This window comes from Novosphingobium silvae (assembly GCF_009856825.1).
In the GTDB taxonomy this organism is placed as follows: domain Bacteria; phylum Pseudomonadota; class Alphaproteobacteria; order Sphingomonadales; family Sphingomonadaceae; genus Novosphingobium; species Novosphingobium silvae.
This window is the reverse complement of record NZ_WVTD01000020.1, coordinates 15678-41591: the sequence shown is the minus strand read 5'-3', so window position 1 is coordinate 41591 and position 25914 is coordinate 15678. Positions and strand designations below refer to the sequence as shown.

The 25914-nt window shown below is 68.3% G+C and carries 21 protein-coding genes; 12 read left to right on the top strand and 9 right to left on the bottom strand.

The features are described 5' to 3' along the window. Positions 1–111 precede the first annotated feature (111 nt). The 3 genes from GR702_RS18685 to GR702_RS18675 are packed head-to-tail and all read left to right on the top strand — an operon-like array spanning position 112 to position 4334. A complete protein-coding gene (locus tag GR702_RS18685; RefSeq protein ID WP_160987220.1) occupies positions 112–2673 on the top strand; it encodes an O-antigen ligase family protein in 2562 nt (853 codons plus the stop codon). A 45-nt stretch (positions 2674–2718) separates the two neighbouring features. After that, positions 2719–3699 carry an oxygen-dependent tRNA uridine(34) hydroxylase TrhO gene (trhO, locus tag GR702_RS18680; protein WP_160987219.1) on the top strand — a complete coding sequence of 327 codons (981 nt, stop codon included), beginning with the start codon at positions 2719–2721 and terminating at the stop codon, positions 3697–3699. Beyond that, complete coding sequence (locus GR702_RS18675; RefSeq protein ID WP_160987218.1) at positions 3696–4334, top strand: glutathione S-transferase N-terminal domain-containing protein; 639 nt, start codon at positions 3696–3698, stop codon at positions 4332–4334. The genes trhO and GR702_RS18675 overlap by 4 nt, the downstream gene beginning before the upstream one ends. Before the next feature lie 21 nt (positions 4335–4355). On the opposite strand, the gene GR702_RS18670 is transcribed toward GR702_RS18675, so the two are convergent. Continuing rightward, on the bottom strand, positions 4356–5315 hold the full coding sequence (locus tag GR702_RS18670; RefSeq protein WP_237449808.1) for an autotransporter outer membrane beta-barrel domain-containing protein: 960 nt from the start codon (positions 5313–5315) through the stop codon (positions 4356–4358). Between the two features lie 5 nt (positions 5316–5320). Then, a complete protein-coding gene (locus tag GR702_RS22595) occupies positions 5321–7468 on the bottom strand; it encodes an ATP-binding protein (RefSeq protein ID WP_160987217.1) in 2148 nt (715 codons plus the stop codon). A gap of 691 nt (positions 7469–8159) precedes the next feature. Here GR702_RS22595 and GR702_RS18660 point away from each other — a divergent pair. From GR702_RS18660 to GR702_RS18650, 3 genes are all read left to right on the top strand, one after another. Beyond that, entirely contained in the window at positions 8160–8921 is a 762-nt protein-coding gene (locus tag GR702_RS18660) for a response regulator (protein ID WP_237449807.1), read from the top strand. Positions 8922–9034: 113 nt separating this feature from the next. Then, complete coding sequence (locus GR702_RS18655) at positions 9035–10003, top strand: intradiol ring-cleavage dioxygenase (protein ID WP_160987216.1); 969 nt, start codon at positions 9035–9037, stop codon at positions 10001–10003. Positions 10004–10053: 50 nt separating this feature from the next. Beyond that, positions 10054–13209, top strand: a complete 3156-nt coding sequence (locus GR702_RS18650) for an autotransporter outer membrane beta-barrel domain-containing protein (protein ID WP_160987215.1) — start codon at positions 10054–10056, stop codon at positions 13207–13209. A 39-nt stretch (positions 13210–13248) separates the two neighbouring features. Here GR702_RS18650 and galE read toward each other — a convergent pair whose 3' ends face one another. The 5 genes from galE to otsB all read right to left on the bottom strand — a co-directional run bounded on the left by galE (position 13249) and on the right by otsB (position 19109). After that, positions 13249–14283 carry a UDP-glucose 4-epimerase GalE gene (gene galE / locus GR702_RS18645; RefSeq protein ID WP_160987214.1) on the bottom strand — a complete coding sequence of 345 codons (1035 nt, stop codon included), beginning with the start codon at positions 14281–14283 and terminating at the stop codon, positions 13249–13251. 142 nt (positions 14284–14425) lie between these two features. After that, positions 14426–14692: a hypothetical protein gene (locus tag GR702_RS18640; RefSeq protein WP_160987213.1), complete on the bottom strand. Its 267-nt coding sequence runs from the start codon at positions 14690–14692 to the stop codon at positions 14426–14428. A gap of 212 nt (positions 14693–14904) precedes the next feature. Then, entirely contained in the window at positions 14905–16344 is a 1440-nt protein-coding gene (gene otsA, locus GR702_RS18635) for an alpha,alpha-trehalose-phosphate synthase (UDP-forming) (protein WP_160987212.1), read from the bottom strand. 81 nt (positions 16345–16425) lie between these two features. Continuing rightward, entirely contained in the window at positions 16426–18273 is a 1848-nt protein-coding gene (locus GR702_RS18630; RefSeq protein ID WP_202408371.1) for a glycoside hydrolase family 15 protein, read from the bottom strand. Continuing rightward, positions 18270–19109, bottom strand: coding sequence for a trehalose-phosphatase (gene otsB / locus GR702_RS18625; RefSeq protein WP_237449806.1), 840 nt, complete (start codon positions 19107–19109; stop codon positions 18270–18272). Before otsB ends, GR702_RS18630 begins: the two co-directional genes overlap by 4 nt. Positions 19110–19450: 341 nt before the next feature. Between otsB and GR702_RS18620 the strand changes: the two genes are divergently transcribed. The 5 genes from GR702_RS18620 to GR702_RS18600 all read left to right on the top strand — a co-directional run bounded on the left by GR702_RS18620 (position 19451) and on the right by GR702_RS18600 (position 22670). Continuing rightward, on the top strand, positions 19451–20200 hold the full coding sequence (locus tag GR702_RS18620) for an HAD-IIB family hydrolase (RefSeq protein WP_160987211.1): 750 nt from the start codon (positions 19451–19453) through the stop codon (positions 20198–20200). A 158-nt stretch (positions 20201–20358) separates the two neighbouring features. Beyond that, on the top strand, positions 20359–20916 hold the full coding sequence (locus GR702_RS18615) for a hypothetical protein (RefSeq protein ID WP_160987210.1): 558 nt from the start codon (positions 20359–20361) through the stop codon (positions 20914–20916). 104 nt (positions 20917–21020) lie between these two features. After that, a complete protein-coding gene (locus tag GR702_RS18610) occupies positions 21021–21479 on the top strand; it encodes a Dps family protein (RefSeq protein WP_160987209.1) in 459 nt (152 codons plus the stop codon). Positions 21480–21561: 82 nt separating this feature from the next. Next, on the top strand, positions 21562–22179 hold the full coding sequence (locus GR702_RS18605) for a 6-phosphogluconolactonase (protein WP_160987208.1): 618 nt from the start codon (positions 21562–21564) through the stop codon (positions 22177–22179). Between the two features lie 62 nt (positions 22180–22241). After that, positions 22242–22670, top strand: a complete 429-nt coding sequence (locus tag GR702_RS18600) for an NUDIX domain-containing protein (RefSeq protein ID WP_337192647.1) — start codon at positions 22242–22244, stop codon at positions 22668–22670. Between the two features lie 508 nt (positions 22671–23178). Here GR702_RS18600 and dinB read toward each other — a convergent pair. After that, entirely contained in the window at positions 23179–24309 is a 1131-nt protein-coding gene (dinB, locus tag GR702_RS18595) for a DNA polymerase IV (protein ID WP_160987207.1), read from the bottom strand. 90 nt (positions 24310–24399) lie between these two features. On the opposite strand from dinB, the gene GR702_RS18590 reads away from it, so the two are divergent. Continuing rightward, positions 24400–25659 carry a multidrug effflux MFS transporter gene (locus tag GR702_RS18590; protein WP_160987206.1) on the top strand — a complete coding sequence of 420 codons (1260 nt, stop codon included), beginning with the start codon at positions 24400–24402 and terminating at the stop codon, positions 25657–25659. Between the two features lie 46 nt (positions 25660–25705). Here the strand turns inward: GR702_RS18590 and GR702_RS18585 are convergent, their stop codons facing one another. Next, the gene (locus tag GR702_RS18585) at positions 25706–25852 is read right to left on the bottom strand and encodes a lmo0937 family membrane protein (RefSeq protein ID WP_160987205.1); all 147 of its coding nucleotides are present in this window, start codon (positions 25850–25852) and stop codon (positions 25706–25708) included. Between the last annotated feature and the right edge of the window lie 62 nt (positions 25853–25914).

The window sequence follows — 25914 nt, the reverse complement described above, 5'->3', positions numbered from 1 at the left end:
AGGCTGGTGCCTGTCGGCAATGCCTTGCGGGACTGCGTTCCGGCGCCAGACCGGGGCCGGACTCCAGGCGACCGGCCGACAACACAGCCGGCAACACAAGGGAATATCTGCATGATGGCAATCACCGCCGGAAGGTCCCGTCGCCATGGACCCGGCAGCTGGTCCATGCATTCGAGATTGCTGGCGTGCCTGATCGCTGCCGCTGCCGTGCTGGGCGGGAGCGCGGCGACCAACCCCTTGCGAGACCTTGCGATGGAGCTTCTCGCACTGGGGCTGCTGGCGTCGGCGGCGTTTCTGCGCAGAGAGGCGGGCCATGGGCCGCAGCGGTGGACCGTGGTGCTGCTTGCCTGCCTGGTCCTCGTGCCGGTCCTGCAGATCATCCCTCTTCCGCCCGGAACGTGGCAATCCCTGCCGGGGCGGTCGCTCGTGATCGAAATTGCGAACGCCGTCCTGCCGGGCGACTGGCGACCCGTGACTTTCGACGGCCCCGCCACCCAGCAGTGGCTGATCGGGCTTTCCGTGCCGGTCGCAGCGTTCCTGCTGGCGCGAGGGCTGCGTGATGACGAGGGCGAGTACCTCCTCTGGGCCGTTGTTGCTGTCGGCTGTGCCAGCGCCGTTCTAGGGCTCGTTCAACTGGCGACCGGGCAACTGCACTTGTACGTTTCCGCCCACAACAACTTCCCCGTCGGTCTGTTCGCCAATCGCAACCACCAGGCGATGATGATGGCGCTGACGCTGGCGGTCACGCTGCTTCTGGCGGTCCGCCGCGTTTCGACCGGGCAGCTCGGCGTGCTGGCCTGGGTGCACTTGCCCATCGCCCTGCTGGTGATCGCAGTGGCTCTGCTGACGCAGTCGCGGGCAGGCGCGGTGCTGCTGGCGCTGGGCGTTCTTCCTGCAGCGATCATGCTTCGCCGGACCGCGACGCGCGCGATGGCGCTGGGCGGTCTTGTGCTCATCGGGCTCGGCGCCGCCTGGCTCCTGCTTTCGGGCAGCGGGCAGGGCATCCTTTCGCGGATGATGCAGGCGGGGGGCGACGAGCGCTTCATGAGTTTCGACGACGTGTGGTTCATGGTCACGTACCACTTCCCGTTCGGGACCGGCCTCGGCACTTTCGCGCGCGCCTTTCTTCCGGTCGAAAGCCTCTCGACCGTTTCCGGCACTTATCTGAACCACGCTCACTGCGACTATCTGGAACTCGTCGCCGAGGCCGGAGTGCTGGGGATCGTTGCGATAGCCGCGGCGCTGTGGGGCGTGTTAATCGCCTTCCTGCGAGTGCTGCGCCTTCCCGCCACAGGGGAGCACACGCTTGTTTCGGTGGCGGCGCTGACCACTATCGTGCTGGTCATGGTGCACAGCCTGGCGGACTATCCCGCGCGCACGTTCCTGATCGGCGCGATCGCAGCAGCGATGGCCGGCGTGCTGACCCGGCTGCCGGGACGGGCTTCCGAAATGTCGCCGCAGCAGGCAGGCCCGCTGCCGAGGGCAGTGCAGATCGCGGCCGCGCTCCTGATGGTGGCTGGCGGCGTCCAGGCCGTACGGCTCGCCCTCAGTTCCATCGGGGTCGGACAGGAGGGCGCGGTCCGCCCGCTCGGGCCTCCCGTCACATCCGATGCGCACGGGCAGCTTGCCGAAGCCGCGCTTGCCACAGGTGATCTTGCCGAAGCGCAGCACCAGTCGCGCGCCGCGCTGAAAGCGGCAGCCTACAACTCCCGCGCGCTCCAGATACTGGGCGAAGTGGCGCTGGCACAGGGCGAGGCCGCACGCGCGGTCGAACTGCTGAACCTGTCTGCGCGCGTGACCTGGCGCAACACCGATGTCCAGTGGTGGAAGCTGCGCCAGTCGCTGCAGGAAGGCAGCCTGGATGCGGCGCTCAATTCGGGCGACGCGCTGCTGCGCCGTGCGCGCTTCGTGCCCGAGACGCGCGCCGCCTTCCTGGCCTTGGCGGCGAACCCGGACGCGCGCGTGCTGCTTGCCGAACGGGTCGCCGAGGACAATCCGCCCTGGTCGGCGACGCTCATGTCGATGCTCGCCAAGGCCGGGCCGGAGCGCACACCCGAAATGCTCGCCTTCGTGCAAGAGGCGATGAAGCGCGGCTATCGCCCTGAAGACGCAAGGCTGCGCGTCCTGTTCGATCGGGCTTTCGCTCGCGGCGAGGGCGCACCGGTGGCGGACCTTGCGCGGATAGCCAACCCCTCGGTCCCGCTGGACCCTGCCAAGGGCGTGGTAGACGCCGACTTCGGCCGCGTTGCCGCCAATCGTCCGCTCTGGGGCCCGTTTGGGTGGCGGATCGGCGATGAAGGCGCTTATTTCGACGATGCGCAGACAAGCGGCGAGGGCAGGCTGTTGCGGGTCGGGCGCACGGGCGGCGGCGATGTGCTTTCGCAGCGCCTTCTGCTTCCGGCAGGCTCCTGGGAACTGCATGCATCCGGCGCCATCGAAGGCGGAGCGGAGGGTCGGGTGCGCTGGCGGATCGAATGCGCTGACCCCGGCAACGTAGACCGGCGCCGGCAGCTCGGACGCCTGGAGATCGGCGGCGGCGAGGATAGGGCTGGCGCGGCGCGCTTCTCGGTCCCGGCGGGATGTCCTTCGCAGATGCTCGCGCTGGAGGTCCTGTCCGAGTCCGACGTGGACATCGCGCTGGGCAAGGTGACGGTCAGGCGCACGGGAGGCTGAGGCGAGGTCTTTGGCAGATCGGGCGGTCCGCGCTATGGGCGCATCATGGACATGCCCCAGACACCATCCCCTGCCGCCGTCCGGGTGGCTGCGCTCTACTGCTTCACGCGCTTCGATGACTTCGCAGCCCTGCGCGCGCCGCTAGAGGCGATCTGCCGCGAGCATGCCATCCGCGGTACGCTGCTGCTGGCCCACGAAGGCATCAACGGCACCATAGCGGGCAGCGAACAAGGCATCGCCGAGGTGCTTACGCATATCCGTACCCTGCCCGGCTGCGCGGACCTGGACGTCAAGCTGTCCACCGCCACGACGATGCCGTTCCACCGCATGAAGGTGCGGCTCAAGCGGGAGATCGTGACCATGGGCGAGCCCGATATCGACCCGCTGGCAAGCGTCGGCACGTATGTCGAGCCGCAGGACTGGAACGCGCTGATCTCGGACCCCGACACCATCGTGATCGATACGCGCAACGATTACGAAGTCGCCGTGGGCACGTTCGAGGGGGCTGTCGATCCGCGCACCCGGACTTTCCGCGACTTCCCCGAGTGGTTCCGCGCAGAGCGCACCCGCCTGTTGGGAGAGGGAAAGCCGCCCAAGGTCGCGATGTTCTGCACCGGCGGTATCCGCTGCGAGAAATCGACCGCGTTCCTCAAGCAGGAAGGCGTGGACGAAGTCTATCATCTCAAGGGCGGCATCCTGCGCTATCTGGAGGAGGTGCCGGAAACGGAGAGCCTCTGGCGCGGCGAGTGCTTCGTGTTCGACCAGCGCGTGACCATCGGCCATGGCCTGGTCGAGGGAACGCACGCGCTGTGCCACGCCTGCCGCCGCCCGGTCGGCCCGGAAGAGCAGACCTCGCCGTTGTTCGAAGTCGGCGTCAGCTGCCCGGCCTGCCACTCCGAGAGGACGGACGAGCAGCGCGCATCCTATCGCGAGCGTCAGCGGCAGGAGGAGATCGCCGCCGCCAGGGGGCGCGCCCATGTCGGCGCCGTGCGCGAGAGCAAGGACGGGCAGGGCGGCCCTTCGTGAGCGGCACTGCTGTCCTCTACAGTTTCCGTCGCTGCCCTTACGCCATGCGCGCGCGGCTGGCGCTGCTGGTGAGCGGGACCGCGTGCGAACTGCGCGAGGTCAGGCTTTCGGCCAAGCCCGCGGCGATGCTGGACGCATCGCCCAAGGGCACGGTGCCCGTGCTGGTGCTGCCCGATGGCACGGTGGTGGACGAGAGCATCGACATCATGCGCTGGGCTTTGCAGCGCCGCGATCCCGAAGGCTGGCTGGAGCGCGACGATCCGTTCCTGATCGATGCCAACGACCGGGGGTTCAAGCATGACCTCGACCGGTACAAGTACCCCGAGCGACACGCTGCCGATCCAATCGCCCACCGCGAGGCGGGGCTCGGGTTCCTGCGCGATCTGGACGAGCGCCTGCGCGCCCACGGCCAGCTCTGCGGTCCCCGGCGCGGCCTTGCCGATGCTGCCATCGTGCCATTCGTCCGCCAGTTCGCCGCCGTCGATCCCGAATGGTTCGAGGCTCAGCCGCTCGCTCGCCTGAAGGCCTGGCTGGAGGGCCACCTCGCCTCGGACCTGTTCACGGGGATCATGGTGCGCTTGGCTCCCTGGTCGCCCGGCGACGTTCCCGTGATTTTCGCAGGATCGCCGGACTGAGGAGCGGTCAGCGCGCGCGGCTCAGAACGAGGCGCGCAGAGCCGCACCCGCGGCCGAGACATTGCCTGCCTCCATGCCGATGCTGCGCGTCGCGAATAGGTCGAGGTGCAGCCGCGCGCCCAGCGCCATGCTGGCGTTGGCGCCCAGTTCCGACCAGCCATCCGCGTAATGCCTGCTGTCGAGCGATGGCCCGCCCGTGCCGGGCCGCAGGCGCAAGGCCGAGACGCCGTTGCTGGTCCAGTTGCGCGAAAGCGAAAGCCCGGCGTAATGCGTGCCTGCCGGGCCGAAGGCACGATCGATCCGCACAGCCGCGCTGGCCGTCCATGTCGGCTCGTCGGTTTCAAGATCGATGAGGCCCGAGCCGGTCGGTGCCGGGCGGAGGAGGCGTCCCTTTGCGAACGAACCGGCGATCGTGGGCGTCAGGTAGAAGGCATCGCCCAGCGGCAGGACGCGACCGAAGTCGCCTCCGATCGCGTAGTAGTCGCTGCCTTTCGCGCCCGTGCTGGAGCGGCTGCCGCCGCCGCTTCCGCCGGTTGTGGCAGTGCTGATCCGTCCGTAGTGCTGCCGGCCGTAGCTGACCCACCCGTCGACCACCCAGTTGTCGAAGTTCCCGCCGGCTCCCAGCGTGCCCACCACGTAGTCGGAAGGCAGAGCCACGTCCGCCTGCAGGAGAGTGCCGTGGTAGCGCATCAGCGTGGCGCGGGCATATCCCCGGCCGATCCGGCGCGACAGGCTCAGCGATTGCCAGCTGCCATCGGGGCCATCGTCGCGCACGCTGATGCCGGCCGAAGCGGAGAGATCCCACTGCAGCGCCGCCGCCGAAAGATACGCGCCGCTCGCCGAAGTTGGATCGGCGCTGGCATCTGCATTCGCTTGCGTTCCGGCATCCTGCGCCGCTGCAGGGGAAGGCGCCATGGCAAAGGGCAACTGCACAAGAAGCAGCACAGGCAGGCCGAGGTGGGCAGCGGCGCGGCGGTGCATCTGCCTCAGGCCGCCTTGCTCACGAAGGGGCGGAGGGCCGGATCGAACGCCGCCGGAACCGCGACGCGCGCGACGAAGCCGTCCTGCCCGCGCGCGAACGACACGTCGCCGCCATGGGCTCTGGCGATGGAGCGGCAGACGGCAAGGCCGAGGCCGCTTCCCGCCCGTCCCGACCGGCGTGCGGCGTCGCTGCGGTAGAAAGGTTCGAAAGCGCGGTCGAACTCGTCCTCGGGAAGGCCCGGGCCTGCGTCGACGATCTCGGCCACGGCCTCGCCGCCGGTCAGCGTCACCCGCACACGCGCACTTTCGCCGTATTTCACCGCGTTTTCCAGAAGGTTGCCGAGGAGGCGCCGTATCCCGACCGGATCGACGTCGACCGGAATGTGGACGCTGCGCTCGATCTCGACCCGGCCGCCCACGAACTGCGCGTCGGCCACGCTGCCGGCCACGAGTTCGGCGAAATCCACTCTCTCCCGGGGACCGGGCGTCGATGCGTCGCGGATGAAGCCGATGACCTGGCTGATCATGGCTTCCATCTCGGTGACTTCCTTCAGGAGCCCTTCACGCTGCGCATCCGGCACGTCCTCGATCCGGAAGCGCAGGCGGGTCAGCGGCGTGCGCAGGTCGTGGCTGATCGCGCCCACCATTGCCGTGCGGTCGTCCACGAAAGCGCGCAGGCGGTTGCGCATCTGGTTGAAGGCGTTGGCGGCCCGCCCGATCTCGGCCGGTCCCGACAGCGGCAGGATCGTCGCCGAAGGATCGCGGCCAAGCTGCTCTGCGGCGCGGGCGAAGTCGCGCAGCGGAACAACGATGCGGCGAACGAAGATCCACGCAAGTGGGCTGACGATCGCGAGCGAGAGCGCGAACCAGAGCATCACACGCTTCTGCCAGGCGTTGGGAAAAGGCTCCGCTCGCGGCGCGACGGCGAGCCAGCTGCCGTCGGACTGCCGGGCAGCGGCCACGAAGTCCCCTTCGATGAAGGGCGGAGAAGCCGCCTGGAAGATCGAACGGCTCGCCCTGCGGAAAGGGAGGGGCTGCAGGCGCTCGGCCTCCTCGCCTGGCAGCATCTGCGTGTCACTTGCCACGGGCGGCAGCACGGGCGCGGTCGTCTCCACGGCAGCGGGAGTGCTGGCGAGAGGGGACGGGGCCGGTGCGGGCGCGTCTGACGCGGGGGTGGGCGATGCCGCCGAAGACGGGTTCTCCATGCGCGCCGGGACAGCTTCCGGATCTATCCCGCGCGGAACGGAAGGCGGCACGATCGGAAGGACGGGAGCCACGCCGGCGCGCAGGGCGCCTCCGGCCCCAGGGGGCGCGGCGCCGATGCTGCCGGAGCCACCGGGACGACCTGGGCCGTCCGGCGATCGGCTTGACGAAGGCGCGGCGCCAGCGGGTGGCGAGCCCGGCGGCTTTGGCTGGGGAGTGCCCGCTCCCGGCTGCCCGGCCGGGGCGGCAGGGCGCGCCTGTGCGGGACGCGGCGCGTTGCCCTGCGTGGCTCCTTGCGGCGATCCCGTGCGCGGCATGGCCGAGACAGGCGGCGTCGAGGAGCGCGGCCCGCCGCTCCCCGGGAAGCCGCCTCGCCCGGGAAAGCCGCTGCCTCCGGGCATTCCGCCGCCGGGCATCCGCCCTCCGGGAAAGCCGCCGCCGGGCATTCCCCCCGGACCCGGGCTACCGCCCGCCGGAGGACCGCCGGGGATCGCCTGGGCCTGCGCCTCGCCAACCAGCAGCGCGGCAACGCTCCCTCCCGTCCGCAGCGCCTGTTTTGCTCGGCCAGCGAGGGGAGAGTTCGCCGCCACGGGAACGGCGACGCCTCCGACCGGAAGCTGCGTATAGAATGCGAGCACCACGTCGCGCGGCTCGCGCCCGAGGCGCTGCGCCAGAGCAGCACGCGACGATTCGGAGACGAGCCAGCCCTGTCCCCGCACGTCGGGTGGCCCGCTCATCCTCCTGCGCTCCAGCCGCCCCGGTGTGGCGCCGCCCGGAAGCAGGGCCGCGGCCACTTCGTCCATGTTCCAGCGCGCGGCAGGCTGCGGAGGCAGAAGCACGGTAAGCGCCAGCGTCACCACCTGTGCGGCGACAAGCACGCACACGAGAATGGCAACCATCTGCATCGCCAGCGGCATGCCAAGCCGGCGGGGAAAGCTGGGTAGGTTCATGGATGCGGCTGTGCCATGCAAAGGCGGCGAATTCGAGCTGAGATGCCGCCGGATGGGGAGCTCGCGCCTAGGCCTTTGTCGTTTGTTGCGGGCGAACTATGCGAAGCAGGGACAGGAGAGAGGGACACGTCCCTCCTGTCCCCGCTCCGCGTTCCCGCCCCTGGCCGAGGCGGCCCGTGGAGGGAACGGTCACATCGGACCGGCCGGGGCACGCACCGCATCGGCGCGACAGCCCGGATGGAAACTTTCAGGCCACCGGCGACAATGCATGGCATCGCCGACCGGTTGCGCGGCAGGTAGCGCAGACCTGTGTCAGTTTGTGGACTCGCAGCAGTGGTATCGCGGGGATGGTGAACGGTTCCGGAACCGTCGCCGGGCGGGACGGGTGCGACTACAGTACCTGCCCGGACGACGGCCCCGGCACCGCTTGGCGCCAGGGCGGCGGCACCGGGAGCGGTGGTCGGCGCCACGACCGGGGCCTGCGTCGCGAGACCCGGCGCGGGGGGCGCGTAAGGGCTCGGGAAGCGGGCTGCCCGATACGTGTCGTGGCTGGCTCGACTGTCCATGCCTCCGGTTCTGCGGGGCCGAGGTTGCCGCCGGATTTCACCGTTTTGCATGGAAATTTCAGCGGCTGGACGACCGGCGCGCGTCGTGAAATCCGGTGGGAACAAGCCCTATCCATGACGGGCCGATGACCCTAGAACCACCGGCCATGGACCTTCAGACCCGCATTCTCATCGTCGACGATGACGAGGGCATCCGATCGCTCATCGGAGAGTTCCTCGCCAAGCACGGCTACGAGACGGTGACCGCCGCCGATCCGCTGGAGATGCGCGCCCTGCTCGCGCGCGAGGCGTTCGACCTGATCGTGCTCGACGTGATGATGCCGCGCGAGGACGGATTGACGGCGATGCGCCAGATGGGCGCAGATGCCCCGCCCGTGATCATGCTCTCCGCCGTCGGCAGCGATGTCGACCGGATCGTGGGCCTGGAAATGGGCGCGGACGACTACCTCGCAAAGCCGTGCAATCCGCGCGAACTGCTGGCCCGGATCCGCACGGTCCTGCGCCGCCGCGCAGCCGTGACGCCGGCGGCCGAGCCGTCCACGGCATGCGATCCCGCGCCCAATTCGGGCGCGTGCCTTCACTTCGCCGGCTGGCGCATGGACCTTGGCCTGCGGCTCCTGTTCGATCCCACCAGCGCGCTGATCTCGCTGTCGGACGGTGAGTTCCGGCTCCTGCGGGCTTTCGCCCAACACCCGCGCCGCGTGCTCACCCGGGACCAGCTTCTCGACTGGTCGCGCGGCGAGGATTCGGAGCACTACGACCGCGCCATCGATGTCCAGCTTTCGCGCCTGCGCCGCAAGCTGGCCGAAGGGCAGGGCGGCGGCGACATCATCCGTACCGTGCGCAACGAGGGCTATCTCTTCGTTCCCGCCGTGACCGACAGGTAACGTAATCCAGGCAAAGCAGCCGCAATCCGGCTGAAATCCACCGGCAAAGCCCGGCGCACAGTCCTCCTCGCGAAGCACGACCGGCGAATCTGTCCGGTCGCACGGAGGACGAGATGGACAAGCCCGAGCACGGCGGCGGCACCGACCGCTCCCGCGAATACCAGGACGGCCGCACGCACGGTCATGGCCTCGCCGAGGACCTCGGCGCGATCGGCAGCCGGCTTTTCGCCCGCCGCCGCGCGCTGGCCTTCCTGGCCACGGCCGGTACCACGGCGGCGCTCGCGGCCTGCGGCGGCGATGATGGCGGAACGGCAAACGCGGCAGGATCGGGAACCGACACTGGGTTGACCTCCACCACGTCCTCGACCAGCACATCGTCTTCGTCCTCGTCGTCTTCCGGGGGGACGGCTGCGGAGACATGCGTGGCCGACCCGAGCGAGACCAACGGTCCCTATCCGGCGGACGGGACCAACACCGCCAGCGGCGCCACCTCCAACGTGCTGACGCAGAGCGGCATCGTGCGTTCCGACATCCGCTCCAGCTTCATCGGATCGACCACGACCGCAGTGGGCGTTCCGCTGGCCTTGGAGCTTCAACTGGTTGACGTGAGCAACGGCTGCGCGCCGATCACGGGCGCCGCGATCTATATCTGGCAGTGCGATGCCTACGGCCGCTATTCGCTCTACTCCAGCGGGGTCACGACCGAGAGCTACCTTCGCGGCGTGCAGGTGACGGACGCCAACGGCCTCGTCTCCTTCACGACCATCTATCCGGCCTGCTATTCGGGCCGTTGGCCGCACATCCATTTCGAGGTGTTCACCGGCGGCCTCAGCGCCGCCAGCACCGGACGGACGGCGAGCCTCATCTCGCAGCTGGCCATGCCTGCCGCCACCAACGCGGCCGTATTTACCGGCGATGCCACCTACACCGCAAGCATCGCCAACTACAATGCGATCTCGCTCTCCTCGGACAACGTCTTCGGCGACAACAGCTCTGCACAACTTGCGCAGATGACGCCGACGCTCACCGGCAGCGTCTCGGCCGGGTACTCGGGCTCAGCGCTCATCGGCATCGCCACCTGAGCGCGGCCGCAACGCCCGCCAAAGCCAACATATCTTCGGGACGCACAATCATGCCATCGCTGCAAACCACCTCCAGCCTGGGGGCGCTGGTCCTTGCCCTTGCCGCCAGCCCGGCGCTTGCCGATACCACCGTCTCCACCGACACGACAACGCCGCTCGTCACTTCGAGCGCAGGGGACATCACGGTCAGGACCGACGGGACCATCACGCTTCCAGGCGGCAGCGCCGTGACGCTGGACAGCGACGCCGACCTCGCCATGAACGGCACGATCGAGATGAGCGGGGCGGCCGGGGCTTCGGCGATCAGCGTGGCAGCGGGCACCGATACGGCCATCGGCGTCGGCGAGGATGCGACGATCACCGTGCTCGAGGACTATGTCGTCGACGATGACGACAGCGACGGCATCGTCACCGACGGCATCGCCTCCGCCACCGGTCGGGCGGGCATCCACGTCACGGGCGCTGCCTCGGGCACGATCCTCAACGAAGGTGCGATCACCGTCGAAGGTCAGGACTCGGCCGGCATCCTGCTGGACGGCGCGTGGACGGGTTCCGTCACCAGCACGGGCACGATCCGCGTGATCGGCGACAATGCCCGGGGGATCTCGACGCAGGACGTGGATGGGGACGTGACGCTCGAGGGATCGGTCTCGGTGGTTGGCTCGGGCGCCAGCGCGGTCGACATCGCAGGCGACGTGACCGGCGGCGTTACGATCCAGGGCGCCGTGACCAAGGGCTATTCCTATGCCACCGACGACGGCGACACGGTGCTTCTCTCCCGCGCGGCACTGCGCACCGGGACGGCGGCAGTGTCGATCACCGGAAATGTCGCGGGTGGGATATACGTCGCCGCGCCGCCCGCCGACGACGGTTCGGATTCCGATGACATCGACGGCGATGGCGTAAACGACGCCGACGAGGGCACGGGCGTCATCACGACTTATGGCAACGGTCCCGCCATACAGGTCGGCGGCGCAAGCGACATCACCGTCGGGGCGGTCACAGGCAATGTAGGTACCTACTCGCTTGCGATCGACGGCACCGTCACCGCCAACTCCTACTACAGCAACACTGCCGCCTACGGAGTGGTCGTCGGCGGGCAGGGCGGGAACGTGACCTTGACGCAGGGGATCGGCATCTATGGCAATCTCTCGGCCACGTCCTACGACACTGCCGCGACGGCGCTGCTGATCGGCGAGGGCAGTACGGTCGCCAGCCTCTACAACTCGGGCGCGATCACTGCATCGCTGACCTCCCCCGGCGAGGGCGTGACGGTGGGCGTCCAGGATCTCTCGGGTACGCTGACCTCGCTCGTGAACACCGGCTACATCACCGCAGGCGGTTCGAGCACCGACAGCCGCACCGCGTTCGACCTGTCGGCCAACACTTCCGGAGTGAGCATCGTCCAGTACCTCAACGACGACGACGCCGAGACCCGCGCCGACTACGAGGAAGACAACGACGAGGATGATCCCACAATCTACGCCAGCATCACCGGCGACATCCTGCTGGGATCGGGCAACGATACGATCACCTCGTCCACCGGCTCGATCACGGGCGATACCGTGTTCGGCGCGGGCGACGACACCCTGACGCTCACGGACGATGCGACTTACGTCGGCGACATCCAGTTCGGCACCGGCCTTGCGACGGCAAGCCTGTCCGGCGAATCGGTGTTCTCGGGCACGATGGACTTCGGAGGGGCGGGGGGAACCGTCACGCTGAACGACAGCGCCGTCTACTCGGGCCAGTTCACCGACGCGGCAAACGTGGCGGTCTCCGTCAACGGCGGCACCCTGATCCCGGACGAGGCGACCACTGTCAGCTTCGGCAGCCTGCATGTCGCGTCCGCCGGGACCATCGGCGTCTACGTGGATGGTGACGAGAGTTCGACCTTCCTGGTGGACAGCGCCACGCTGGAGGACGGCTCCAGCGTCAGCGCAACGGTCAACAGCCTGGCCACGGCCGAAGGCACCTATACCGTCCTCACTTCGGACAACCTGGAGATTGCGGGCTCGCTCACCCCGTCGGTGGACACGCCGTTCATCTACAACGGCTCGGTCAGCAGCGACGAGCGCAACATCTACCTGACCCTCGCGCGCAAGACGACAGGCGAACTCGGCCTCACTAAGGCACAGGCCGCGGCATGGGACGCCGTCTACGCGACGTCGCAGAACGACGACTACATGACCGCCAGCCTGCTGGAGGTAGAGGATACGGCCACCTTGCGCGAACAGGTGGGCTCGCTCCTGCCCGACCACGCGGGCGGCGTGTTCAAGGCCGTGACGATGGCCGATCGCCTGGCCGCGCGGCACATCAGCGACGAAACCTCGATGTTCGACATATCGGACGTGGGCGGATGGCTTGAACCCATCTACTGGCGCGCCAGCAAGGAAGCTACCGGCACCGCCTCCTACAAGGCAAGCGGCTGGGGCCTTTCCGGCGGGCTCGAGAAGCGGACAGACCTTGGCTACTTCGGCGTCTCGTACGCGTGGCTCAAGGGCAGCGTGAAGGATAACGGGGGCAGCGGCGACCTGGACATCGGCCAGCATGACCTCGGCCTGTTCTGGCGCACGGGACAGGGGCCGTTCACGGCGTGGGCGCGCATTGGAGGATCGCGGGTGTCCATCGACTCGGTGCGTACCTACACGGGCACCATCAGCGACACCGACTTCACCTATGACGCCGATGGGAGCTGGAAGGGCTGGCTGTTCTCCGGACTTGCCGGGGCATCGTACCGCCTCGACATGTCGCGCCGCTTCAGCCTCAAGCCCCGGCTCGAGCTGGAGCAGATGTGGCTGAGGGAGGATGGCTACGACGAGACGGCAGACAGCGACGCGACCGCGCTATCGGTGGCTAGCCGTACCAGCAAGGCGCTCACCGCGACGCCGACGGTCACCGCATCCTATTCGCTCGGCACCATCTCTCCCGACTGGCGCCCGCTGACCTTCTCGTTCGAAGGCGGCCGCCGCGAAGTGCTTGCCGGCAAGCTCGGCAGCACGACCGCCTGGTTCAACGGCGGCGATACCTACGATGCGGGCGAGGCCTTTTCCATCGCCGGAGACAGCCTGAAGGGAGCATGGGTAGGCGAGGCCAGCGTGCTTGCCGGCGGCTACGACTTCACGTGGAAGATCGCGACGCGGATGGAACGCACAAGCACCAGCACCGACACTTCGGTGCGTGCCTCGCTCAGCGTGGCGTTCTGAGGCGCGAAAACGCCAGAAGTCGAGAGGGCCGGGTGGCCATCAGCGAGCGCGTATATCGTCGAGCTTGCGCTCCCAGGCGAGCGCATGTTCGACGATGGTGGGCAGGTCCGCATAGCGCGGCACCCAGGGAAGCGTGGCCTTGATCCGGCTGTTGTCCGAGATCAGCGCATCCGGGTCGCCCGCGCGGCGGCCTTCCATCCTGCGTTCGATCCGCTGGTTGGTGATCCTGTCGACCGCATCCAGCACCTCAAGCACGGAGAAACCCCGGCCATAGCCGCAGTTCATCGTCAGCGACCGGCGCGGCTGCTCGATCAGGGCTTCCAGCGCCAGGACATGCGCATCCGCCAGGTCCGAGACATGGATATAGTCGCGCACGCCGGTGCCGTCGGGCGTCGCGAAATCGGTTCCGAACACGCCCACGTGGCCGCGCTTGCCAAGCGCCGCTTCCACCGCGACCTTGATGAGGTGGGTGGCGCCTGCCGTCGATTGCCCGGTGCGCCCCTTGGGGTCGGCACCCGCGACGTTGAAATAGCGCAGCGCGCAGTAGTTCAGCGGATGGGCCCGGGCGACGTCGGCCAGCATCGTCTCGGTCATCAGCTTGGACATGCCGTAAGGGTTGATCGGCGACTTGGGGCTGTCTTCGGTGACGGGCGAGCTTTCGGGGATGCCGTAAGTCGCCGCCGTCGAACTGAAGATGAAGTGCGGAACGCCAGCCGTCACCGCCGCTTCGATCAGCGAGCGGCTCGTCGCGGTGTTGTTGCGGTAGTACTTCAGCGGGTTCTCCACCGATTCGGGAACCACCACCGAACCGGCGAAGTGCATGATCGCGCCGCGCGCCTCGCCCGTGCCGCCAGCCAGGCCCATGCCCTGCTCTGCAAAGATACGGGCCAGCAGCGCTTCGTCACCGATGTCGCCTTCGTAGAAGGGAACGCCTTCGGGAACCGCGAAGCGAAACCCTGTGACGAGATTGTCGATCACGGCGACCGGCCAGCCCGCGTCCCTAAGCGCGAGCACCGCGTGGCTGCCGATGTAGCCGGCGCCGCCGGTGACGAGGACGGGTTGCTTGACGGTCATGTCACCTCGTGCGGATGCGGCATCGCCGCGATGGTGGCTCACGGCAGGGGCATATTGGGAACGCCGCAGTGCGTCAAAGTCAATTTCGGCCAGTGCGTCCGAGTTGGATGCAACCCTTTTCGAAGCTGCGCGCCCGACCCGGTCAGGCGCTGAAGTGCTGCAGGATACGCCCGTCGAGCGGTTCCTTGAAGCGCACCGCCAGGCGGCTGGCGCTTCGTTCGGGAAGGCTCTGCGTCACCGTCGCCGGGAAGGGGCCGACCGCGCCGATCCATAGCGTCACGTCGGTGTCATCGACCATGCACGCGGGCGCATCGATCTCGAGGTCGCAGCCCTCGTTACCGAGAGCACGGATGCGAACTTTCGTCGTGTCGCGGGCGCTCACGCACTCGCCGAAGAGAATTGCCGTCATGCGTGCCTCAGCCGTCCGGTTGCCCGGCGTCCTTTGTCCTTGTCTTCGGTCGGCCGCGTCGGGACAGTATTCCCGCGCAGCCGGCGAGGCTGCCGCCCCGCTCCCAAACCGATAATCGTATTAGTGGTCAGATTGGTTGCAGGCGAGTGTCCGAAACATGATGAGTTTTGTAGGACCTGCACTTTCCGCAGGGATAGCGCCTCGCCTTGCGTTCAGGCGGCCTCATCGTGCGACAAGTCGCCGGCTGCGCCTTCCTTGCCGGCGTCACGGTTGCGGTCCTTCCCCGCCAGCGCGCGCACGAACTGCTCGCGCCAGTGGATCACGTCTTCCTCGCGCACGGAGGCAAGAAGTTTCGAATGCCGCCGCTTGCGCTCCTCCAACGGCATGTCGAGCGCGCGCTTGATCGTCTCGGCGAGATGCTCGGACGAGTGCGGGTTCACCAGCAGCGCATCCTTGAGCTGCAGCGCGGCGCCCGCGAACTGCGAGAGGATCAGGACGCCCGGATCCTCGGGGTCCTGCGCGGCGACGTATTCCTTCGCAACGAGGTTCATGCCGTCGCGCAGCGGAGTGACGAGGCCGATGTCGGCGGCGCGGTAATACCCCGCAAGCTGCGCGCGCGGATAGCCGCGGTTGACGTATCGGATCGGCACGAAGTTCACGTCGGCATGTGCGCCGTTGATGTGCCCGGTCTTGCGCTCGAGGTCCTCGCGAATTTGCTGGTAGCTGGCGACATCGCCCCGGCTTGGCGGCGCGATCTGCAGGAGCACGGCATCGCCCGCCTGATCGGGGTGATCGGACAGGAACCGCGCGAAGCCCTCGAAGCGCTCGCCCAGCCCCTTGGAGTAGTCCAGCCGGTCTACGCCGATCAGGATCTTGCGCCCGCGCACGCTGGACTTGAGCGCCTTGTAGGCGGCGCCTGCTTCGTCGCTGGCAGCGGCCTGGGTGAACTCGGCATAGTCGATCCCGATCGGGAAGGCGCGCGCCACGACGCGGCGGCCCTTGTAGTCGATCGAATTGTCGAGATTGACCTTCAGCCCCATCTCCTTCTGCACGTAGTGCATGAAGCTTTCCAGCCACTCGGTCGTCTGGAAGCCGATCACGTCGTACTCCAGCATCGAGGCGACCAGCCGCTCGTGGAACGGGAGCGAGGCGAGCAGGCGAGTGGGCGGCCACGGCGTGTGCAGGAACAGGCCCATGCGGTTCTTCACGCCCTTGCCCCGCAGGATCGAGCCGAGCGGAAGGAGGTGATAGTCGTGCACCCAGACGAGGTCCTCGGGCTCGATCAGCGGCAGCACCGAATCGGCGAAGCGCTCGTTCACGCGCTCGTAGCCCTCGCCGAAGTTGCGGTCGTATTCGGTGAGGTCGATGCGGTAGTGGAACAGCGGCCAGAGCGTGCGGTTGGCATAGCCGTTGTAGTATTCGTCGATGTCCTGCGGTTCCAAGTCGATCGTCGCGGTGGTGACGTCGTCGTTGCGCTGCATGTCGAGGTGGCCGGTGAACTCGGCGGTCTCCTGCCCGGACCAGCCGAACCAGATGCCGCGATGCTCGCGAAGCGCGGAATTGAGCGCCACCGCAAGTCCGCCCTGTGCGCCTGCGGCACCGGCCGCCTTGGGCACGCTGACCCGGTTGGAGATGACGATCAGACGACTCATGACACTTCCTTTTTCGCGCCTGCGGGGCGCGTTCCGTTCAGGCGCCGTGTGCGGCGACCGGGGGAGCGGGGTGCGGCGCGTTCACCGCCAGTCCCGCCAGGACCGGGACAATTGCCCGGCGCAGTTGATGATGCCGACCAGCGAATAGGTCTGCGGGAAATTGCCCCACAGCTCGCCGGTCTCGAAATCCATGTCCTCGGACAGGAGGCCAGACTTGGTGCGATGGGCCAGCATCGCCTCGAAGATGCGGCGCGCCTCCTCGTCCTCGCCGCTGCGGTGCAGCGCCTCGATCAGCCAGAAGGTGCAGATGTTGAAAGCCGTCTCGGGCAGACCGAAATCGTCCTCGCTGTCGTAGCGGAGCATGTGCTCGCCGCGGCGCAGCGCCTTCTGGACGGCCTTAAGCGTGGCCTTGAAGCGGGGATCGTCTGCCGGGAGGTAGCGCAGCTCCACCATCTGGAGCAGGCTGGCGTCGAGCTGGCTGCCGCCGAAGCTCGCGGCATAGTGCCCGCCCGCGTCGTGCCCTTCGACCGCATGCCAGGCCCCGGCGTCGATGTTGGCGCGCACCGTGTCGGCACGCTCGCGCCAGAGCGCCGCGCGATCGCCAAGGCCGAGGTGTTCGGCCGCGTTGGCAAGGCGGTCGCACGCTGCCCAGCTCATCACGCTGGAATACGTGTGCACCGCCGTTCGGGTGCGCAGTTCCCACAGGCCCGCGTCGGGCTGGTCGTGCGTCTTCCACGCCATCTCGCCCACCTGCTCGAGTTCCCGGAAATCATCCTCGGTGGCGATGCGCAGCAGGCGCTGGTCCCAGAACGCCTGGATAGAGGGGAGCACGATCTGGCCGTAGCAATCGTTCTGCACCTGGTAGTAGGCGGCGTTGCCGACGCGGACGGGCCCGGTATCGCGGTAGCCCGATAGATCGGGCGCCTCCCACTCGATGATCTCCTTTGCGCCGCTCACCGCGTAGAGCGGTTGGATCACGCCCTCGGGCGCATCGGCGACGATGTTGCGCAAGTACGCAAGGTACTTCTCCAGCACGTCGAGCGCGCCCAGGTGATTGAGCGCCTGCACCGTGTAGTAGGCGTCGCGGATCCAGCAGTACCGATAGTCCCAGTTTCGCATCGATCCCGGCGCCTCGGGTATCGAGGTGGTGAGCGCCGCGACGATCGCGCCGGTCTCCTCGTGCTGGCACAGCTTGAGCGTGATGGCGGCGCGGATCACCGCGTCCTGCCAGTCGAGCGGGGTGGCGAGCCCGCGAACCCATGTGCGCCAGTAGTCGCGGGTCTTCTGGAACATGGCCTCCACATCGTGCGCGATCTCGCCGGCAAAGGGTTCGTCGGGGCCGAGGAAAAAGTGCAGCGGTTTCTCCAGCCGGAACCAGCGCTCGTCCAGGACATAGCCGACCGGAGCGTCGGTGGTCAGGCGCATGGCGTTGCGCTCAACCAGGTAGCGGATGTGGTTGGAGCCCTGCGTGATGGGCGCGAGCTTGGCGCCGTAGCCGCTCATGGGCGTGAGGATGGTGCGCAGGCGCGGCGCGCCCGACACGGGCCGCACCAGACGTGCGAAGGCGACCGGGCGATACATGCGCCCCCCACGTTCGAAGCGGGGCGCGAAGTCGAAGATGTCGACTGCGCCGCCGTTCGCATCCTCCAGCCGGGTGACCAGGATCGGGGTGTTGCGCAAGTAGCGCTGCGTCGCCGAGACCTGATGCTCCAGTTCGAAGCGCCAGGTGCCCGCGTCCTGTCCCTTGCTGCCGCGCAGGAGGGCGCAGAAGGTGGGATCGCCATCGACGCGCGGCACGCAGCCCCACACGATCGCGCCCGCCTCGTCGATGAGGCCGCTGACCTGACAGTTGCCGATCGGCCAGAGCTCGAGCGTGCTCACCGGGGCGGCGGCGGGGTTGTCGAGCGTGCCGGCATCGGGTGCGTTCATGATTGCGTCTTTCCTTGGAACTCCGGGTTGAGCCCGGCCTTCAGCCATGCGTGCACCGCCGTCACATCGGGGAGGCGGGCGGCGGCGGCAGTGGGGCGCATGGCACCCACCAGCACGCCGATACCGCCCAGACCGCGCACGGCACGAAACGCGTCCTCGTCCGTCACATCGTCGCCCAGGAACAGCGGTGTCCTGCCGGCGAAGGCGGGAAGCGACATGAAGCGGGCGACCGCTGTACCCTTGTCGGAGCCCGGCATGGCCAGCTCGATCACCTGCTTGCCGTGCTTGAGCGCCAGCGAATGCGCCGAGGCGAGCCCCTGCGCGCAAGTGAGCAGCGCTTCCAGCGCCTCGGGATGGTGGCGATAGTGGACGGCGACGCTGTAGGGCTTGGGCTCGACGAGCAGCCCTCCGTTGGCCGCTGCAAACCGCTCGAGAGTGGAGATGATCTCGGCCGGGATCGGCTCGGCCAGCGGCTCCACGGCGCAGCCCGCTCCGGGGCGGAACTCGCCTCCGTGCGAGCCGGCGAGAGCGATCTCCACCGGTCCCAGCAGATCCTGGAGCGCCGCGATGGAGCGGCCAGTCACGATGGCGAGCCGCCCTTCCAGCCGGGTGGAGAGAGCGGTGACCAGTTCGGCCAGCCCGGGCGCCACTTCCACCGCGTCGGGACGCTCAGCAATCTCGACGAGAGTGCCGTCGAAGTCGAGGAAGACCGCGCAGTCCTCAGACGTCAGCGGCGCCGGCGGCGGCAGGTCGCCGGGCGTGGCCGCGTCCGGCCCAGACGCGCCTTGATCCAGCGCGGCCTTGGTCGGCGAGAGCATGGCTTGGGCATCGGTCATCGTGTTTGCGGCTCGCCCCCGGCAGTGCTGGCATGCAGACCCGGCAAACCCGGGTCCGGGGCGCGCGAAGACCGCCCGCCCTGAAAGGTCCCAACGGCCAAGGCGGGCCGATGTTCCCCTTCCATGATGCGGCAATGCAGCACGAGGCGTCGACGGAAGGTCCAGGCGCCTTTCCGGTGCAAGTTTGCACTTGCGAACGAAACTGCGCCCATCATGGGGCATTCTGTCGTTCAGGCACTTGCCTGATCGCTCCTCACCGGCTTTGGATGCACGCGCGCGTCCGGGGACGGCGCGTCGGCGCTCGCGGGCTGCCAGGCCGGAACAACTGCGAAAGGCATGGAATGAAGAAAATCGTGGCGTTCGATCTCGACGGAACCCTGGCGCTCAGCAAGCAGCCCCTGACCGACGAGATGGCCGAGCTTCTTTCGCAGCTGCTCACCGTCGCGCAAGTGGCGGTGATCTCGGGCGGGGACTGGCCGCAGTTCGACAAGCAGGTGGCCAGCCGCCTGCCGGCCCATGCCGACGTTTCGCGCCTGTGGATGATGCCCACCAGCGGCGCCAAGCTCTACCGCCATGGCAACGGCGGCTGGAACGCCATCTACGCCGAACTCTTCACCGAGGACCAGAAGAAGGAAATCCTGGACGCCTTCGACGCATCGCTTGCCGCCACCGGCTTCACGCCGGAGGAAACCTGGGGCGAGCGGATCGAGGACCGGGGCAGCCAGATCACCTTCTCGGCGCTCGGCCAGCAGGCCCCGCTCGAAGCGAAGGAGCACTGGGATCCCGATTTCGCCAAGCGCAAGGTGATCCAGGCGGACCTCGTCAAGCGCCTTCCGGGCGTCTCGATCAATCTCGGCGGGGCGACCTCGGTGGATGTGACGCAGCCGGGCGTGGACAAGGCATGGGGCCTGCGCCGCCTGGCCGAGCACAGCGGCGTCGCGGAAGCCGACATGCTGTTCATCGGCGATGCGATCTTCCCGGGCGGCAACGACTACCCGGCCAAGGCCATGGGCCTTGACACCGTGTGCGTGCGCGACCCGGCCGACACGGCGAACGTCATCACCGCCATCATCGCCTGCCAGAAAGGGTGAACGGCGAAGGTCCGGCCGCGTCCTCGCGCAAGCGGGAAGCCGGCGGCTCCGGGGGCAGGTGCGGCCGGCGGCGCGGCCCCTCAGCGGCGCCATCGCCGCGAACGGCACCTCCCGCGGGCCGGTCCGCCTGCCGTCACGCGCGCTGAGCATCGCGCCGCGTGCCCGCCTTCTATCTCACGCTTCTTGCGGTGCTGCTCGCCGGGCTTGGCGCGCGCGATCAGGCGACCGTTGCGGGCCTTGCCGCCCGGCAGGGACAGCGGCCAGCGGTGCTCATCGTCGCGGTGTTGTCGGCCGCGCTGACCGCGCTGGCGGCGGCATGGGCCGCACACGTCATGCTGAGCCTGCTGCCGCCGCCTGCCCGCGCGATCTTCGCAGCCATCGCGCTGGGGCTGGCGGGGGCGGAGTCGCTCGTCCTGTCTGCCCCCCGCCGCCCACGCGAACCGACCAATTCGCTGGGGGCGCTGGCGCTGGTACTCGTGGCCCATCAGGCGATCGATGCGGCGCGCTTCGTGGTCTTCGGCCTTGGCATCGGACTGGGAGCGCCGTGGCCTGCGGGCGCTGCGGGCGCGCTGGGCGGAGGCGTGCTCGTCACCCTCGCGTGGGCCCGCCCGGACCTTCTGGCGCTGCCTGCCGCCCGGTGGATCCGCAAGGCCTCGGGGCTTCTGCTCATGCTGGCGGCCCTGATGCTGTTCCTGACGAAAACCGGGCTAGTGTGATCGCGAATTGCGATCGAACCGGAGCTTTTCATCCGCGTTACCAGTGCATACAACCAACCTTGACCCCCACCATTTTTGAGCCATCGCAGAAAGAGGGATCCGACATGACTTCCAAGGACAATTCGAAGGCCGCGCTGATCGACAGCCTGAACGGGCTGCTGGCAGACACCTTCGCGCTCTATGTGAAGACCAAGAACTTCCACTGGCACGTGCGCGGTCCCCAGTTCCACGACCTGCACCTGCTCTTCGATGCGCAGGCGACCGAGATCTTCGGCCTGACCGACCTCATCGCCGAGCGCGTGCGCAAGCTGGGCGGCACCACACTCACCTCGATCGGCGCGATCGGCGCCAAGGCAACGATCCAGGACCAGGACGACACCAGCCTCGATGCGGCGGCCATGGTCAAGCAGCTCTTCGAGGACAACACCGCCTACGTGCAGACGCTGAAGGCGACCAAGGAACTGGCCGGCGAAGCGGGTGACAATGCCACTGACGGCGTCATCGACGACTGGACCGACCAGGCCGAGCAGCGGGCGTGGTTCCTGCGCGAAATCATCGCCTGAGCAGGCCGACCGGCGAGGTGGAGCGGGCGAAGTGGGGCGGTAGGAGTTCCGCGCGGGACCGGGGAGTGCTAAGGCTCTCCCCATGCCTACCACCGAACTGATCGAAGGCGCCGACGACGGCGCGATCGCCGCCTGGTTCGCCGAGCGGCTGCGTGCCGCGCTCGGCGTCTGCGACCGTATCGCCGTCACCGTTCCCGGCGGTTCCACCCCGTTCCCCATCTTCGACCGGCTTGCCCGGGAAGACCTGCCATGGCAGCGCGTCTCGGTCTGGCCGGGGGACGACAGGATCGTCGCCGAAGACCACCCGGCGAGCAACGTCGGCAAGATCCGCGCGCGGCTTGAGCCTGCGGGCGCGCGCATCGTCCCGCTGACGCAAGACGCCGCGCCGCCGCACTTCGCTCTCGCCTGGCTCGGCATGGGGGCAGATGGGCACGTGGCCTCGCTTTTCCCCAACACCGATCCGCGCGCCGACGATCCGCTGCCGGTTCGCCGCCTGACCCCCGACCCGCTGCCCCCCGAGGCGCCGTTCGACAGGCTGAGCCTCACCATTCCCGCGCTCGTCGACAGCGACGAGATCGTCTTCGTCATTCGCGGGGACGACAAGCGGGCGATCTTCGAGGCGGCGCTTCGCGCAGAGCACGACCTGCCGGTGGCGCGCCTCCTTCGCGCCGCGCGGCACAAGGTCACCTGTTTCTGCTGAGCCGCCTTCCCGCGCGGCTGCACCGCGGCTTCTACCGACTGGCGCACGGCATTCGTGTAAGGGTGTGGCGGCTGTTCAGGCCCCGGCTCGACGGCGTGCGGGTGCTGGCGATCGACAGTACGGGCAGGGTGCTGCTGGTGCGCCATTCCTACGGCACGCCAAGATGGATGGCACCGGGCGGCGGGCTGCGGCCGGGCGAGGACCCGATCCTCGCCGCCGGGCGCGAACTCGCCGAGGAAACCGGGTGCCGCCTGTCGGCCGCGCGGCTGCTTGAGGTCCGCAGCGAGACGCTGCACGGCGCGGTCAACATCGTGCGCGTGGTCGCCGGGCGCTGCACCGGGGTTCCGCAGCCGGACGGACGGGAGATCCACGCTGCACGCTTCTTCGCACCCGGCGAACTTCCGCCCGACCTGCCGCGCAGCCAGCGCGAGCGCCTGCCTTCATGGCTCCTCGCCTATGCGTCGGCCGCCCCGTTCAGCGAGGGCCGATAACGGTTCGAGCGATGACCGGGACGGCATCTGCGGGGACGCGGAGGTTCAATAGCCTTGACACCACTAACCAAAATGGTTATACGCTCCGGCATCCGCTTCCACCGAGGTACACGGTTCGAAGCGGCATCGGGTCGGCGCTGGGGGCATGAAACCCTACCTGTGCCAGACCGGAAGGGTTCATCCAGGCCGTCCTCCCGAAAGGGAAGAGGCGGCGGGGTCCCGGCGCAAACGGCTCGCCCCCCACGAAGGGGGAGCTTCCCGCAAGGACCCTGGAACCGGTGCCTTGTCGCGAGCCCGCGCACCGCGTTCCGAGCCGCTTCCGCTGAGGGTCGAGCCGGACTGCCATGTCGCTTTCCGGCCGTTCGCAAGGAGCGGCAGAGCTTCGGCTCCCTAATCCAGGGCGTCCCCGACGTCGGCCCGATACCCTGCGGTATCCTTTGCCCGCGTTTCCTCCCCGGCGTAAGGCCCGCGCTCGCCAGCGGCCATTTTGCGTGCCCGGCGCGCGCTGCTAGAGCAGCGACAGCTGTCCGTCGGCAGGGCCCTTACGTGCCTCGCCTTCGTGGCGTTCGAGCGCGGAAAGCGTCAGCCCCATGAGCCGGATCGGTTGGGGCAGCGGCATCTGTTCTTCCAGCAATGCATGGCCGATGCGGGCGAACTCGGCCTTGTCCGCCACGAAGTGGGGGAGCGAGCGCGCGCGCGTGAGCGTCTGGAAATCGGCATAGCGCAGCTTCAACGTCACGGTTCGTCCGCGCGAGCCGGCGCGCTCGATCCGCTCCCACACCACGTCGACGATATGGTCCATCGTCTCGCGCAGGGCGGCCGGGTCCTCGATGTTCTCGAAGAAGGTGCGCTCGCCGCCGACCGACTTGCGCGGCCGGTTCGCGCGCACCTGCCGCAGGTCCACGCCCCGCGCCGCGCGGTAGAGGTACTCGGCGAAGCTGCCGAAGTTGGCGCGCAGGAACGTCAGGTCCTTGCCGGCCAGGTCCGCGCCCGTCTCAATGCCGAGGCGCGCCATCTTCTCCGCCCCGCGCGGCCCCACGCCGTGGAAGCGGCGGACCGGCAGGGCGGCGACGAAGGCGGCCCCTTCGCCCGGGCGGATGACGCACAGCCCGTCAGGCTTGTTCTGGTCGCTGGCGAGCTTGGCGATGAACTTGTTGTACGAAACGCCCGCGCTTGCCGTCAGCTGGGTTTCGGCCTTGATGCGGCGGCGGATTTCCTGCGCGATGCGGGTGGCCGAGCCGATGCCCTTGAGGTCGGCGGTGACGTCGAGGTAGGCCTCGTCGAGCGAGAGCGGCTCGACATGGGGCGTGTAGTCGAGGAAGATCGCGCGGATCTGCTGGCTGACCTCGCGGTAGACCTCGAAGCGGGGCTTGCGAAAGATCAGGTCCGGGCACATGCGCACGGCCCGGACCGAGGGCATGGCCGAGCGCACGCCGAAAGCCCGCGCCTCGTAGCTGGCGGCTGCCACCACGCCCCGGCCGGACGAGCCGCCCACCGCCACCGGAAGGCCTCGCAGCGAGGGATCGTCGCGCTGCTCGACGCTGGCGTAGAAGGCGTCCATGTCGACATGGATGATCTTGCGCAGGCCGTCGGCTTCCGCGTCGGGATCGTCGCCATGATGATCGTCCTGGGCAGGCATGACCGGTCATATAGGGGCGAAGGGCAGGAAAGCGCCATTCCTCTCGTGTTTTGGCTGGCATAGCGCCCGCAACTGCGGCATGCGCTTGCCATGCATTCCCCCGATGCCAATCCCGTCCGGTTCCCCATGGGGGAGCTGGAATTCGTTGCCATGATGGCCTCGTTCCAGGCGCTGCAGGCACTCGCGATCGATGTCATGCTTCCCGCGCTCGGCGCGATCAGCAAGGACCTGCACCTGGCCGACCCGAACCAGCGCCAGCTGATCATCGGGGTGTTCCTGATCTGCTCTGGCCTGGGATCGCTGTTCCCCGGCGCCCTTGCCGACAGGTTCGGACGCCGCCCCGTGGCGCTTTGCGCCATCGCGGTCTACGTGCTGCTCTCGATGCTCTGCGCGGTGGCGGACAGTTTCGAGCTGCTCCTTGCCGCTCGCGGCCTGATGGGCCTCGTGACCTCGGCGATGATGGTCATGCCCATGACCATCCTGCGCGACCGCTTCGACGGCGACCGCATGGCCCGCACCCAGTCGCTGATCGCGATGACGTTCATGGTGGTGCCGATGATCGCGCCGATGGTCGGACAGTCGGTGCTGCTGGTGGCGGACTGGCGCTGGATCTTCGGGATCATGGGTGGGCTTGCGGCCGGCGTCTTCGTCTGGGCCTACCTGCGCCTGCCCGAGACGCTGCATCCCGAATTCCGCCAGCCGATCCGGCTAGGCGTGATCGCGGGGAACATGGCGCTCGCCGTTCGCGAGCGCGCCGCGCTGGGATACTTCCTTGGCGCCGCCTTCGTGCAGGGAGCGCTGTTCGGCTACCTCAACAGCGCGCAGCAGCTGGTGGGCGAGCATTTCGGGGCAGGCACGCTCTTCCCGGTGATGTTCGGCGGGATGGCGCTGGTCATGGCCTGCACCAACTTCGCCAACGCCCGCATCGTCGAGCGGTTCGGCGCGCGGCGCGTCTCGCATGCGGCGCTGCTGATCTACATCGGCCTTGCGGTCGTGCATCTCGTTCTGGCGATGCGCGGAGAGGGGCTTTGGACCTTCCTGCCGCTGATGACGCTGAGCATGTGCATGATGAGCTTTATCGGCGCGAACTTCCAGGCCATCTCCCTCCAGCCTTTCGCGCGGATCGCGGGCGCGGCGGCTTCGGTCATGGCCTTCGTGCGGATGGTCTTCGGGGCAATTCTGGGATCGCTGATCGGCCAGGCCTATGACGGCACGGCGCGGCCGGTGATGGCGGCCATGGTGGTATGCGGGCTGAGCGCGCTGGTGCTGGTGCTCTATTCAGAGCGGGGGCGATTGTTCCGCCGCGTCAATCCTCCCGGCTACTACCGCAACCAGCCGGTGGAGCCCTGAGCGACGCGACGCCTCGCCCAGAGCCTTTGCCGACGGCCGGGAAACCCTAGAGCCTGCGTCCGCGGAACAGCTGCACCAGGCCGACCACGATCGCGATCACCAGCAGCAGGTGGATCAGCGCGCCCGACACCTTGAAGACCACGAGGCCCAGCAGCCAGAGGACGAGGAGGATGAGGGCGATGGTGTACAGCATTGGGGATTCTCCTGAGGTTTCAGGCCCAACGCGCGAGGTCCACCATGGCTCCCGCTCGTGTT